Source organism: Kitasatospora sp. NPDC048662 (assembly GCF_055587065.1).
The window spans coordinates 40,539-54,093 of record NZ_JBVJHA010000006.1 but is presented as its reverse complement, the minus strand read 5'-3'; the positions used below and the strand labels follow the sequence as shown (position 1 = coordinate 54,093).

At 72.1% G+C, this 13,555-nt stretch carries 12 protein-coding genes; 5 read left to right on the top strand and 7 right to left on the bottom strand.

All coding sequences use genetic code 11. The features are described from left to right. Positions 1–138: 138 nt before the first annotated feature. Together ACZ6R9_RS18355 and ACZ6R9_RS18350 are read right to left on the bottom strand one after the other, a co-directional pair. Positions 139–1,071 (bottom strand): lytic polysaccharide monooxygenase auxiliary activity family 9 protein, encoded by a 933-nt coding sequence (locus ACZ6R9_RS18355; RefSeq protein WP_380483046.1) that lies wholly within the window; start codon positions 1,069–1,071, stop codon positions 139–141. 543 nt (positions 1,072–1,614) lie between these two features. Further along, positions 1,615–2,133: a protein-tyrosine phosphatase family protein gene (locus ACZ6R9_RS18350; RefSeq protein WP_465538890.1), complete on the bottom strand. Its 519-nt coding sequence runs from the start codon at positions 2,131–2,133 to the stop codon at positions 1,615–1,617. Between the two features lie 186 nt (positions 2,134–2,319). On the opposite strand from ACZ6R9_RS18350, the gene ACZ6R9_RS18345 reads away from it, so the two are divergent. Further along, on the top strand, positions 2,320–3,750 hold the full coding sequence (locus ACZ6R9_RS18345) for a lamin tail domain-containing protein (protein WP_465538889.1): 1,431 nt from the start codon (positions 2,320–2,322) through the stop codon (positions 3,748–3,750). 214 nt (positions 3,751–3,964) lie between these two features. On the opposite strand, the gene ACZ6R9_RS18340 is transcribed toward ACZ6R9_RS18345, so the two are convergent. The 3 genes from ACZ6R9_RS18340 to ACZ6R9_RS18330 all read right to left on the bottom strand — a co-directional run bounded on the left by ACZ6R9_RS18340 (position 3,965) and on the right by ACZ6R9_RS18330 (position 6,443). Then, complete coding sequence (locus ACZ6R9_RS18340; RefSeq protein WP_465538888.1) at positions 3,965–4,414, bottom strand: hypothetical protein; 450 nt, start codon at positions 4,412–4,414, stop codon at positions 3,965–3,967. A gap of 457 nt (positions 4,415–4,871) precedes the next feature. Then, complete coding sequence (locus ACZ6R9_RS18335; RefSeq protein WP_380483054.1) at positions 4,872–5,840, bottom strand: hypothetical protein; 969 nt, start codon at positions 5,838–5,840, stop codon at positions 4,872–4,874. Positions 5,841–5,888: 48 nt separating this feature from the next. Next, complete coding sequence (locus ACZ6R9_RS18330; RefSeq protein WP_465538887.1) at positions 5,889–6,443, bottom strand: hypothetical protein; 555 nt, start codon at positions 6,441–6,443, stop codon at positions 5,889–5,891. A gap of 161 nt (positions 6,444–6,604) precedes the next feature. Between ACZ6R9_RS18330 and ACZ6R9_RS18325 the strand changes: the two genes are divergently transcribed. The 4 genes from ACZ6R9_RS18325 (at position 6,605) to ACZ6R9_RS18310 (ending at position 9,915) form a co-directional block, all read left to right on the top strand. Beyond that, complete coding sequence (locus tag ACZ6R9_RS18325) at positions 6,605–7,507, top strand: hypothetical protein (protein WP_465538886.1); 903 nt, start codon at positions 6,605–6,607, stop codon at positions 7,505–7,507. Between the two features lie 46 nt (positions 7,508–7,553). Beyond that, on the top strand, positions 7,554–8,090 hold the full coding sequence (locus ACZ6R9_RS18320) for a carboxymuconolactone decarboxylase family protein (protein ID WP_465538885.1): 537 nt from the start codon (positions 7,554–7,556) through the stop codon (positions 8,088–8,090). Between the two features lie 162 nt (positions 8,091–8,252). Beyond that, positions 8,253–9,122, top strand: coding sequence for an MFS transporter (locus tag ACZ6R9_RS18315; RefSeq protein WP_465538884.1), 870 nt, complete (start codon positions 8,253–8,255; stop codon positions 9,120–9,122). A 376-nt stretch (positions 9,123–9,498) separates the two neighbouring features. Then, a complete protein-coding gene (locus ACZ6R9_RS18310) occupies positions 9,499–9,915 on the top strand; it encodes an SRPBCC family protein (RefSeq protein ID WP_465538883.1) in 417 nt (138 codons plus the stop codon). Positions 9,916–9,963: 48 nt separating this feature from the next. Here ACZ6R9_RS18310 and gdhA read toward each other — a convergent pair whose 3' ends face one another. Next, a complete protein-coding gene (gene gdhA / locus ACZ6R9_RS18305) occupies positions 9,964–11,343 on the bottom strand; it encodes an NADP-specific glutamate dehydrogenase (RefSeq protein ID WP_380483066.1) in 1,380 nt (459 codons plus the stop codon). 367 nt (positions 11,344–11,710) lie between these two features. Continuing rightward, positions 11,711–13,417 carry a glycoside hydrolase family 13 protein gene (locus ACZ6R9_RS18300; protein WP_465538882.1) on the bottom strand — a complete coding sequence of 569 codons (1,707 nt, stop codon included), beginning with the start codon at positions 13,415–13,417 and terminating at the stop codon, positions 11,711–11,713. Positions 13,418–13,555: the final 138 nt, after the last annotated feature.

Genomic DNA, 13,555 nt, shown 5'->3' with positions numbered 1-13,555 from the left:
ACGGCAGGGCGTGGCGGCAGGCTGCGGCGACGGAGTGCGGGGGCTCCGGCCGGCCGGGGTGACGGAGGGCGCGGCCCCGGAGCTGTGGGGGATGGGGCCGCGCCACCCGCCTGACTCGCGTCAGGCGTTCATGGGCCGTCAGGCGGTGACGGCGGTGCTGCGCATCCGGCGGGCCAGGTGGACGCCCGAGGCGGTGGCCGACAGCAGGCCGGCGCCGGCCAGGCCGAGCAGGGTGTTGGTGGTGTCGCTGTTGTGCGCCGACGAGGCGGTGCTGGTCGCGGCGGTACCGGCGGCAGCCTCCTGGGCGGTCAGTGCGTCGCCGCCGTGGCCGGTGTGGGAGACGGAGGAGTGGTCGGCGCCCGCGGCGATCTGCGCCTCGGTGGGCGCGGACGGAGTCTGCGCGGCGAACGCGCCGGCCCCAGCCGTGGTGGCCGAGCCGAAGTCGACGTCCGAGCAGCCGAAGAACGCCTCCGGGCTGTCGGTGCGCTGCCACACCATGTAGACGATCTGGCGGCCGGTGCGCTGCGGCAGGTTGACGTTGACGTTGTAGTAGCCGTTGTCCGAGGTGCGCGGGCTGGCGAAGGTGGCGATCGGGTTCGCCAGGTCCAGGTTGGACCACTTCAGCGGCTGGGTCGGGCTGTAGCTGTTGTTGGTGAGGTACAGCGTCATGACGCCCTGGTGGGGTGCGGTGACGCGGAAGTTGAAGGTCTTCGCGCCGGCCGTCACCGAGGTGGCGGGCCAGTCGGTGCGGGCCCAGTCCAGGGTGCGGTACTTGTCGCGGTTGGCGGAGCAGAGGTGGCCGTCGGGGATGATCTGCTGGGCCTGCCCGTTGGCGTTGGCGATGTTGACCTCGTTCCAGTCGTACAGCGGTTGGGTGCCGCTGTCCGCGACGAGGTCCTTGCAGACCTGCGACTTGGGGGTCTCGGGGCCCTCCGCGTAGCAGGCGGCGACGCGGCTGGCGGGGCCGAACATCGCGCCGTGGGCGCCGGCGGTGCCGGCGGCGAAGGTGGTGGCGACCAGGGCGCCCGCGCCCACCGCGGACGCGGTGAGCAGACGACGGGACCAGGACATGGTTCTCCTCGGAAAGGTGCCGGGCCGATGGTGGGGGAAAGGGGCGGACGCGCGTCTGCCCGACGCCCAGGGAGCGACCCAGGGGCGGCGCGGTGTGGACCCGGCACACCGCGCACGGACCGAAGGCTACGATTGGCCTATACCAATTGACAAGTGTCTCCCACGTCCGGCCGTGGCCCGATGGCGGCATTCGGCCACCCGCAACGCCGTTGGCAGTTCGCCGACCTGGCGTTGCGTCAGAAAACATCGGCCTCGCGCTCGGCGAAAAGCACCAGCGGAATCGGCCTCCGACCAGCCCCGGGACCTACCGTCGCCGTACCCGCCCGGCTACGTTCGCCTGTCTGCGCGGGTGGCTTCGCCCTCGCGCGTACGGTGTGCGAGGCCTCCGGCAGATAAGAAGGTCATAAGCCACCGATAACCCGGAGCCAACCCACCGAGGCCCGGTCCCCCGGTTCCGAGCCCCGGTCCAAGCCCAAGCCCAAGCCCGGGCCCGGGCCCGGGCCCGGGCTTGGACCGGGGCCGTTCAGCTTGCCGGACGGCCCGTCAGCTCAGGGGTGCGGTCAGCGAACTGAGCAGGCGTGCCGTGCCGAGACCGGTCTCCAGGTATGCGGCGAACAGTTCGTTGTGCAGCGCCCACGGCGAACGCCGCGTCCGTACCTGGCGGATCGCCTCGGTGGTGTCCGCGCCCAGCTCGATCAGCGCCTGTGCCACCACCAGCCCGGACCGGTTGTAGCCGGACCGGCAGCGCACCAGCACCCGGCGTCCGGACGCCACCGCTTCCGCCGTGCGCTCGGCCGCGTCCTGGACGGCGGCCAACTGCTCGGCGTCCAGCGGGCCGTCCGGCACCTCGGCGAGCAGGTGCTCGACGCCTGGCGCGGGGCCGTGGCGGGGGGTGGTGAACAGGCTGACCACCAGCTCGAATTCGGCGCCGACCCGCACCGGGTGGCGCTCTCCGGCAGGGTCGCGCCAGTGGTGGCCGCCCATCCACAGCCCGGGTGCCACCTCGTTCCACGGTGTTTCGGGCTCCGGTGCGCCGTCGTTGCCCTTCCGGCGGGTCTTCATGTCCGTGCCTCCCCGCCCGACAACGCGGATGGTCCGGGGGCGGGTTCCCGAAGCGCCGTGGCCGGGGGTGGGCGGGTGCGGGTTCGCCTGGCGTTCATGAAGGGAACAGGTGGCGGTGGGGCTTCGTTGGGGCGGGGTCGGGAGCTTTGTCGGCGTCATGTTCACGCTGAACCGAGGGAGGGAACCGTGACCGAACCGCGCGCCCCCAAGTGGCGTCGTCGTCTCTCGCTGCTGCTGGCCGTCGTCGCTCTGCCGGCCGTCGGCGCGGGAGTGCTGACCACCTCGCCCGCCGCCGCCGCGCCGACCGGCGACATCCGGATCAACGAGGTGGTGACGACCGGGTCGGTGAACGACTCGATCGAGCTGTACAACAAGGGCACCGCGACGATCGACCTGTCCGGGTGGATCCTCAAGGACGACAACGACAGCAACAAGTACCGGATCGCCTCCGGCACGAGTCTGGCCCCCGGCGGCTTCAAGGCCTTTGACGTGCACGGCAGTTTCGGTCTCGGATCCGCCGACAGTGCCCGGCTGTACCTGGCCGACGGCACCACCCTGGTCGACTCGTTCAGCTGGACCTCGCACTCCAACCCCTCCTGGTCGCGCTGCGCCGACGGCACCGGCGGCTGGACCCAGGCCGCCACCCTGACGCTCGGCGCCGCAAACAACTGCGGCTCCGGCAGCGGCGGTTCGACGACCCCCGTGGCCTGGCCCGGCGGCTCGTCGGTCGCCACTGCCGACGCCTCGAACGTGTTCGGCGCCGACCTGTCCGGCCTCTACCAGGAGGGCGGCGTGATGTGGGGCGCGCAGAACTCCGGCAAGCTGTGGCGGCTGGTCCGGGACGGGTCCGGAGGCTGGACGCCCGACACCGCCAACGGCTGGGGCTCCGGCAAGGCGCTGCGCTTCCCCGGCGGCTCCGGCACCCCCGACGACGAGGGCGTCACCCTGACCGGCGCGGGCTCGGCCGGCGGCGTTTACGTCTCCAGCGAGCGCAACGCCGACTCCTCGTCCACCAGCAGGCTCTCCGTACTGCGCTACGAGGTCTCCGGCACCGGAAGCACGCTGACCGCCACCCGCGAGTGGAACCTCACCCCCGACCTGCCCACCACCGGCGCCAACCTCGGCCTGGAGGGCGTCACCTGGGTGCCCGACAGCTACCTGACCGGCGCGGGCTTCAAGGACGCCTCGACCGGCGCCGCCTACGATCCCAGCCGGTACGCCGCGCACACCGGCGGCGTGTTCTTCGTCGGCGTCGAGGGCTCCGGCACCGTCTATGGTTACGTGCTGCTGGAAGCCGGCGGGTTCACCAAGGTCGCCACTGTCAGCAGCGGCATGGCCGGCGTGATGGAACTCCAGTGGGAGCCGCAGGCCAACCGCCTCTGGGTGGTCTGCGACGACACCTGCTCCGGCCAGCACCGCACCTTCCAGGTGAACGCCACCGGCGCCTTCGCCGTCACCGCCGTTCACAACCGCCCGGCCGGCATGCCGAACATCAACAACGAGGGCTTCACCCTGGCCGGCGCCGAGGAGTGCGTGGGCGGCAGCAAGCCCGTTTACTGGTCCGACGACAGCAACACCGGCAATCACGCGTTGCGCAAGGGCAGCATCGCCTGCTGACCGGGCCGACGTTCATGAGCGGCCCCCGGCGGGGGCCCGAACCCCGACCGACCACGGATCCGCAGAAGGGGTCGGTCGGTCGGCTCTGCCGGGGAGCCGCTCGTGCGCCGTGCTGGTGATGGAAGTCCGGGGGCCCCTGGCCAGAGTGTGTCAACGGGCCGACGTGGCAAGGCAGGTGGGAGAGCTGGCGGCCGCGCTGCGGAGCTGGGCGGTGTCAGAGGTCGGCGGGCGGTCCGGTCTCGGCGGCAGGGCCGTATTCGGTGAGGGTGGTGGTGGAGCGGAGTTGATAGCCGTTGGCTTCGCAGGTCAGGGTCAGCTCGGACAGGCGGCCGTCGGCGTCGATCAGTAGGTCGGTCGTGCAGTCGGGGACCTGGTGCTGTGCCAGGTGTTCGCGGGTGGCGGCGTCGAGCGCTTCGGCGACCGTCGACCGCGGGAGCCGGCCGACCAGGTGGAAGCCGAGGCCGCCGCGGAGTGTTCGGAGCTTCGTCTTGCCGTGGAAGGACGAGGGGTCGCTCTGCAACAGTGCCTGCGCCAGCGGGCGGTGGTCGGTGAGCAGGGGCTCCGGTGGGTGCGGCGACCGGACCCATGCGTGGTCGGCGGCGCGGGTGTAGGTGGCCTGCCGGGTGATCGTCAGATATGCCTGGGTTTCGCCCTGTTGGTGCATCGGGGCAGAGGCAGAGGCAGAGGCAGAGGCAGCGGCAGGCGCAGAGGCAGAGACAGACGCCGACGCCGACACCACGCTGAGCGAAGCGGTCTGGAGGCCGTCCGACACGTTGACCACGCCTTGCCGCCGAACGGTGAGCGTGCCGTCCGTGACCTGCACCTTGAGCACCGCGGAGAACGGCTGCGCCGGCGCCGCGAGCGCCGCCCGGAACTCGGCCAACTCCTGGGCAGGATTGGCCAGTCCGAACCCGGACGCGGTGGCCGGCGCCGGTGACCCGGACGGCACGGGCATCGGTGTCGGAACGACCCCTGAGCACCCCGTCAGCACGGCCGCCAGCACCACCGCGAGCACTACACCGTCCCTGCGCGTCAGCACGGATCCACACCCCCTGAGTTGATCGACGTCCGCCACGTTGTCGCAGCTCAGGGGTGGAACGCAAGGGATTTCACGGGGGGTCTCAGGAGGTGAACCCGGCGTGCACGTGGTCGTGGTGGGTCGGGTCGGTGAAGAACTGGTTCGCGGTCTGCCCGCCGGACAGCAGGCGTGGGCCGCCCACGTTGTAGGAGCCGGCGGCTGCGGCGGCGCGCATGAAGGAGTCGACCAGGTCGGTGGGGGTGGCCGGGTCGACCACCGGGTGGCCGTCGATCTGCCAGGTGTCGAAGGCCTTGCCCAGCGGGTGGTCGCTCGGGCGGTCGGTGCCGAACACCAGCAGCGGGTGGCCGGAGCGCACCACGCTGACCTGGAAGCTGTAGGGGCCGGCCAGCGTCAGCATCGCGTTCAGGACCGAGTCGTGGACCTGTCCGCTGCGCACGTCGGCCGCGGCGGCCGGGGGCAGCAGGATCCGGGGCTGGGCGAGGACGCGGGTCGCCGGGTCGGAGAGGGTGGCGGCCGGTGGGCCGGGGTCGGCGGGGTGCAGGGCGGTGACGTCCCATCGGGGGTCGGCCCGGGAGAGCCGCACGTCCACCGTGGTGCCTGCGGACTGCGGGGTGCCGTCCGGTCCGGCCAGCCACTGGCGGCACACCACCAGGACGCTCGCCGAGTCGCTCAGCAACCCGCCGTACTGGGCGTCGATCACCTCGACGGCGGCCTGCGAGGCGTCTGCCAGCAGCGGTCCGCCCTGTGTGGCCAGCCCGGCCGGCAGTCCGAGTGCCGCCACCCGCTGCCCGGCCGCCGCCGCGCCCTGCCCGCCCGGCGGCCAGCTGCCGATCGCCTCCACCACCTGCACCGCCCGGAGTTTGACGTCCGGTTGGAGCTCGCCCGGCCCTGGCTGCCAGGCGGCAGGGGACGGGAACGCGGATCCGGCCGGGGAGGGGGACGGTGAGCCGAAGGAGTGGGCGATGGGGTGGGAGGCGGAACAGGCCGTCAGCGCGGCGCAGCCGAGTCCGGCCAGCAGGGCGGCCCGGCGGGGGATACCAGGTGTGCTCATCCGCCCACTATCGGCGGAGGCCCGGCGCGGGCGGGAGGTGACCCGCCGTCAGCTCAGCAGACGGCCGAGGTACCCGGCGGCGGCGATCGTCCCGGTGAGGAAGCAGTACGCCCTGGCGAAGCGGGCCAGGCGGGGGTCATGGAGGAATGCGCCACGGGCGGGCGCGAACAGGCGGATGCCTCGGCGCAGCGAACCGCCGAGGCCGGCGCCGAGGCCCAGCAGGCCGAGAGCGATCAGCGCGGCGCGCCCCGCGTAGTTGCGGAAGGAAACGGCGGTGCAGGTGCCGTCGGCGGCGCAGCGGACGTTCACCACGGCGCCGGCGGCGAACTTCCGGGGCGCGTCGGACAGTTGCACGGGGGAAGCGGCGACGGTGCCGTGGCAGGTGGTGATGACGAGGCGGAGGCCGCGGGCGGTGTCGCAGGAGGCGACAGTCATCGTCACCTCGGGCCGGCGGCGGGCGTCCGACAGCTCCTTGAACAGGGACGCGCCGGTCACCAGGAGGGCCGCGCCGACGGCGGCCAGGACCAGCGTCGCCAGGAGGCCGACCACATTCGACCGGACCGACCTGCGCCGGCGCGCTTCGGCGTGCTGTTCCTGGGACATGACGGTCCCTCACCTTCCTTTCTGCGGCTGCGCGGGCACAACCTACCGCGTCGAACGAGGGGCGCTGCGAGGGCTTTTGGAGATACCCCCAGGGGGTATATGGTTCAGTCATTGCGAGGGCGGGAACCCCCGGCAGCGCAGTAACCACTCAAGGAGATGTCATGAGCAGCCACGCCGGACACGACCACCACGCCACGCACGACCACGCTGCCCACAACCACGCTGCCCACAGCCACGGCGGCGCCCAGGCCGGGGGCCTGTCGGTGTCCGAGAGCGGGTACACCCTGGAGCTCGACGCGACGATCCTCGGCGCCGGTCCGCAGACCATCACCTTCCGGGTGACCGGCCCCGACGGGCGGCCGGTGACCGAGTTCGTGCCCGAGCACGAGAAGGAACTGCACTTCATCGCCGTACGGCGGGACACCACCGGGTTCCAGCACGTGCACCCGGTGCGGGACGACCACGGCGTCTGGACCACCGAACTGACCCTGACCCCGGGCGACTGGAAGCTCTTCACCGACATCCACCCGGCCGCCCACACAGGAACCCTGACGCTGGGCGCCGACGTCGCGGTGGCCGGCGCCTACGACCCGCGCCCGTTGCCGGAGGCCACCGGGGTCGCCCGGACCGGCGACTACGCGGTCACGCTCGACGGTGAACTCCTGGCCGGCGAGGCGAGCGAACTGACCCTCACCGTCAGCCGCGACGGACAGCCCGTCACCGACCTGGAGCCCTACCTGGCCGCCTACGGACACCTCGTGGCGCTGCGGGTCGGCGACCTCGGCTACCTCCACGTGCACCCGGAGGGCGCCCCCGGCGACGGCACCACTGCGCCCGGCCCGGAGATCTCCTTCATGGCCGTCGCGCCCTCGGCCGGAACCTACCGCCTGTTCCTGGACTTCCAGCACGCGGGCACCGTGCGGACCGCCGAGTTCACGGTGCGCACGGCCGCGAGGGCGACCGCCACCGCGGCGGAGCACGAGCACCACGGACAGCACGGACAGCACGGCCGCGAGGGTCACGAGGGCCACGAGGGTCACGAAGGTCAGCACGGCCACCACTGATGGTGCGGAGTACGTACCCGCACGATCTCAAGGAAGGAGCAACGGAATGCCCCGCCTCTCCGCCCTGACGCCCGACACGGCGGTCGGCGCCTCGCGCGACCTCCTTGCCGAGCTGGTCTCCCGGCGCGGCAGCGTCGGCGACATGGTCTCCACCATGGCCCACTCGCCGGCCGTGCTGGGCGGTTATCTCCAGCTCAGCCGGGCCATGGGCCGCGCCAAACTCGACCGCAGGATCAGCGAACGAATCTCCGTCGCCGTACAGGTGCAACAAGGGTGCGGCCGCTGTCTCGACGCCCATGTCGGCGCCGCCCGCGCGCTGGGAGTGGACGAGGAGGAGATCGAGCGGGCCCGCAAGGGCACCTCGGCCGATCCCGCGATCGCGGCGATCATCGCCCTCGCCCTCCAGGTCCACCGCGAGCCGGCGTCGATCACCGACGAACAGGTCACCGCGCTGCGCGCGCACGGGTACAGCGACCGCGCGATCGCCGACGTCGTCGGCGTCGTCGCGCTGAACGTCCTCACCGGTGCCTTCAACCTCCTCGCCGGCCTCACGCCGGGAAGCGAGCGTGACACCGGTGCGTAGCGAAGGCACCCCTGCCTGTATGCGCGGGGCACGGCCGCCGCCCGGGTCCGTGTCCGGCCGCATGAACCCGGAAGGAACCCGTTATGCGACTGTTCGCCATCCGACTACCGCCATCTGTTCGCCGCCCAGGTCATCGCGCTCTTCGGCACCGGGCTGACCACCGTGGCCCTCGGCCTGCTCGCCTACGACCTCGCCGGCCCCCGCGCGGGCGCCGTCCTCGGCACCGCCCTGACGACCCTGACGTTCATGAGCTTCGACCGGCTGTTCCTCGGCACCTCCGCCGGGTTCCTGCTGTCTGCTCTGCTCGTTCTGTCCACCCGCGTCCCGAACGTCCGTCCGAGTGCGCACACAAAGGCCTGGGACAAGGCGGCGGCAGGTATCCGGACCTTCCTCAGCACACCCCGGTTGCGCGGCATCATGGCGTTGAACCTGACCGTCGCCGCCGCCGGATCGATCGTCGTGGTGAACACCGTCACCTACGTGCGTGACCGGCTCGGCGGCTCGCAGTCGGACGTCGCCTGGATGCTCGCCGCCTCGGGCACCGGAACGCTGCTGGCCGCCCTCCTGCTCCCGCGTGTCCTCGACCGGATCGCCGCCCGGACCGTGATGGTCACCGGCGCCGCCGTCCTGGTGGCCGCGACGGCCGCCGCGGCGAGCGTCATCGCGGCCGGTCTCGCCAGCTGGGCCGGGACGGCGGTCATCTGGACCGCGACCGGGGTCGGCATGGCGCTGATCATCACCCCGACCGGCAAGGTCCTGCGCGCCTCGGTCGAACGCAGCGCGATCCCCGAGGTGTTCGCGGCCCAGTTCTCCCTGTCGCACCTGGCCTGGCTGATCACCTACCCGATCGCGGGCCGGCTCGGCACGATCGCCGGGTTCTCGCTCACCTGGAGCGTCCTGGCGGCCCTCGCCGCGACGGGAGCCACCGGCGCGCTCGTCCTGTGGCCGCGCCGCGACGGGCAGGCAGACGTGGTGGCACTCACCGGGCTCGCCGCCGGCAAGGACCCGTCCACCCTGGTCAAGGCCGCGTGAGGCCGGCCGCACCCGCACCGAGGAGATCGGGCCCGGACCGCCGCCGCGGTCCGGGCCCGCACCATGGCGGGCGGCCCGGTGCGGGGCGAACCGGTCGATGGCGTGCACGGTGGTGGCGGTCAGGCCGGCGCCCGCCATCAGAAGGCCGCCGAGGGTGAGGACGAGGACGTGGTGGCCCACGGTGAGGACGTCGCACACGCTCTCGCTGGTGCAGCAGACCTTCACCACCGTGCCGGCCGGGTACCGCCCCGGTGCCGAGCGCAACTGCCAACGCGCGCCGGTTACTTCGCTGCTCATCCCCCGAGCGTGCTGCGCCAAGTGCGGGTGCGCGGCCACAACCTACGCCCGGGGACGAGGTGGTGGATAGGATCACCGGATGACCGAGTTCCGCATCGTGGAAGCAGTGGGGCTGTCGCCCGGGGAGACCTGGCGGCGCGTCACCGACTGGCCCCGGCACGGCGAGGCGGTGCCGTGCACCGTCGTCACCGGCGACGCCCGGACGGTGGTGGCGCGCACCGGGATCGGGCGGTTCGGGTTCGTGGACGTGATGGACGTCGAGCGGTGGGAGCCGCCACGGGGCAGTGACGGGATCGGCCGGTGCCGACTGGTCAAGCGGGGGCCGGTGGTGACGGGGTGGGCCGAGATCGAGGTGCGGCCCTACCGGGGCGGCAGCGCCGTCCGGTGGCGGGAGGAGCTGCGGATCGCCGTGCTGCCCGGCGCGTTCGACCGGCCGACGGCGTGGTGCGGCCGGGTGGTGTTCCGGCGGGCGCTGCGCGCGCTGCTGCGCCGATGAGAAGGGCCCGGACCGCCGTCGTGGTCCGGGCCCGCTCGGTGACAGGCGTCAGATCAGGCCCTGGGCGAGCATCGCGTCGGCGACCAGCTCGAAGCCGGCGATGTTCGCGCCGACCACGTAGTTGCCGGGGCTGCCGTACTTCTCCGCCGTGGTGAAGCAGGAGTCGTGGATGTGCTTCATGATCTCGCCGAGGCGGTTCTCGGTGTGCTCGAAGGTCCACGAGTCGCGGGAGGCGTTCTGCTGCATCTCCAGCGCGGAGGTGGCGACACCGCCCGCGTTGGCGGCCTTGCCGGGCGCGAAGGCCACGCCGGCCTCCTGGAACACCCGTACCGCCTCCGGGGTGGTGGGCATGTTGGCGCCCTCGGCGACGGCCTTCACCCCGCCGCGGACCAGCGCGAGCGCGTCCGTCTCGTGCAGCTCGTTCTGGGTGGCGCAGGGCAGCGCCACGTCGCACGGGACGTTCCAGACGCCGGTGCCCGGCACGTACTTGACGTGCGGGCCGCGCGCCTCGGCGTAGTCGGAGACCCGGCCGCGACGGGTCTCCTTGACCTCCTTGAGCAGCGCCAGGTCGATGCCCTTCTCGTCCACCAGGTAGCCGGTCGAGTCGGAGCAGGTGACCACGGTCGCGCCCAGCTGCTGGGCCTTCTCGATCGCGTAGATCGCCACGTTGCCGGAGCCGGACACCACCACGCGCTGCCCGGCCAGGCTCTCGCCGCGCACCCGCAGCATCTCCTCGGTGAACATCACACAGCCGTAGCCGGTGGCCTCGGTACGCGCCTGCGCGCCGCCCCAGCCCAGGCCCTTTCCGGTCAGGACGCCCGACTCGTAGCGGTTGGTGATGCGCTTGTACTGGCCGAACAGGTAGCCGATCTCGCGGCCGCCGACGCCGATGTCACCGGCCGGGACGTCGGTGTACTCGCCGAGGTGGCGGTGCAGTTCGGTCATGAACGACTGGCAGAACCGCATGATCTCGGCGTCCGAGCGACCTTTGGGGTCGAAGTCGGAGCCGCCCTTGCCGCCGCCGATCGGCATGCCGGTCAGGGCGTTCTTGAAGATCTGCTCGAAGCCGAGGAACTTGACGATTCCGAGGTTGACGGAGGGGTGGAAGCGCAGTCCGCCCTTGTACGGGCCAAGAGCGCTGGAGAACTCCACCCGGAAGCCCCGGTTGACGTGGATGTCACCCTTGTCGTCGGACCACGGCACGCGGAAGATCAGCTGCCGCTCGGGCTCGCAGACCCGCTCGATGATCCGCGCGTCCACGAGTTCGGGGCGCCGCAGCAGAACCGGGCCGAGCGTTTCGAGGACCTCACGGACCGCCTGGTGGAACTCGTTCTCGCCCTGGTTGCGCCGCAGGACTTCCTGGTACAGCGGCTCGATCAGGCGGGCGCCGGCGTCGGTGGACGCGGCAGAGCTGTGGGTGGCCGGCATCAAGGCACAACCTTCCGTGAATCGGATGGCGCACGAGGACGCCCCCGCGACGGGGAGCGCCCTTGGTCCTCCTCGCCGTTGAGGATCGCCGCTCCGGCGTGCCTGACACGCGCCGTGCGACGGGGTGGGACCTATGGTCCACACCATTGTCACAGTGCTGACCTGTATTCATCGACAGCGTGTCCAGCATGTGAACACCTGATCAGGTGATTCCGGCCTCCCGGCGGGAACATCCACTCGACCTCAAAGATCCGGGAGTCGTCGTGCTCGTCGCCGATCAGTTCTCCGCCGATGCCGTGACCCGCCAAGTTCCCTCCCCGCTGCGTGTGTTCGGGGAGGGTACCGGGCGGGCCGGGCCGGCGGGGGGTCAGATGCGGGGCTGGAGCCACCAGGCGGTGGTGGCCGGGGGGAGGGTGTCAGGGGGGCAGGGGGTGGAGGAGAGAAGGGGGGTGCCGGTGACGGGCGCCGGGGCGGGGGTGGTGCCGAAGTTGGTGGCGACCACGATGCCGTCGCCGCGGGTGAAGGCGAGGACGTTGGGCGGGGTTTCCAGCCAGCGGAGGGTGCCCTCGCCGAGTTGGGGGAGCAGGCGGCGCAGGTGGAGGGCCTCGCGGTAGAGGTGGTAGGGGGAGGTGTGGTCGGTGAGGGCGCGCTCCGCGGTGTGGGCGGCGAAGGAGGGGGGCTGCGGCAGCCAGGTGGGGGCGGAGTCGGCGGGGCTGAAGCCGAACGGGGCCTCGGCGTGGGACCAGGGGAGCGGGACGCGGCAGCCGTCGCGGATGCCCTTGCGACTGCCGGTGCGGAAGAAGATCGGGTCGGTGATGACGTCGTCCGGCAGGTCGTCCACCTCCGGCAGTCCGAGTTCCTCGCCCTGGTACAGGTAGGCCGCGCCGGGCAGCGCCAGCATCAACAGGGCTGCGGCGCGGGCCCGTTCGGGGCTGCCGAAGCGGGTGGTGGTGCGGACCTGGTCGTGGTTGTTGAGCACCCAGGTGACGGTGGACCCGGTGGCGGTGATGTCGCGCACCGCCGCGTCGATCACCTGGTGGAAGTGCTCGCTGTCCCACGGCGCGTGCAGGAGGTGGAAGAAGAACGCCTGGTGGAGTTCGTCCGCCCGGACGTACTTGGCCTGTTCGGCGGGTGTCGGCACGGACGCCTCGCCGACCAGCAGCCGCTGCCGTCCGTCGAGCGCCGTGTACTCCTCGCAGATCGCCCGCCAGGCCCGCCAGATGTCGTGCACCTCGGGCTGGTTCCAGGCCAGCGGGTTGACCGAGTCGCGGGTGCGCTCGTCGGCCTCCGGGTCGGGGGAGTCGGGCAGTTCGGGGTGCTTGAAGAGGCCGGCGGCGACGTCGATGCGGAAGCCGTCCACGCCGCGGTCCAGCCAGAAGCGCAGGACCTTCTCGAACTCGGCGGGCACCTCGGGGTTGCGCCAGTTCAGGTCCGGCTGCTCGGGGGTGAACATGTGCAGGTACCACTGGCCGGCGCTGCCGTCCGGTTCGGTGATCCGGCTCCAGGCGGGGCCGCCGAACATCGCCCGCCAGTTGTTGGGCGGCAGTTCGCCGTCCGTGCCGCGGCCGTCCGCGAAGTGGAAGCGTGCCCGCTCGGGGCTGTCGGGGGCGGCGAGCAACGCGTCCTGGAACCACGGGTGTTCGGTGGAGCAGTGGTTGGGCACCGTGTCCAGGACCAGGCGCAGGCCGAGCTTGCGGCAGTCCTCGACCAGCAGGTCGAAGTCCTCCAGGGTGCCGAACATCGGGTCGACGCCCTTGTAGTCCGCCACGTCGTAGCCGTGGTCGTGCTGCGGCGACGGGTAGAACGGGTTCAGCCAGACCCCGTCCACGCCCAGGCGCTTCAGGTACGGCAGGCGGGCCCGCACGCCCGGCAGGTCGCCGAGGCCGTCGCCGTTGGAGTCCTGGAAGCTGCGCACGTACACCTGATAGATCACCGCGTCGCGCCACCACAGCGCGTCGGGCGCGCCCGGTGCCGTCTGTTCGGCCGGGAGTCGGCGTTCCGCGGGGGCTTCGGCGGACGGGCCGGGGACCTGGGCGGGGCGCGGCGGATCGCCGGGGACGACGGACGTGATCATGCGTCACCTTCACGGGAGCGCGCGAGGGAGGTCGCGCTGGCAGGCGTGGGAACCGGCTGACAGGCCGTCAGTTCCTCGGGGATACCTGCATGTTAGGTATACGCCAAAGAGTGTGTCCAGGAGACTGGGGGGACGTCT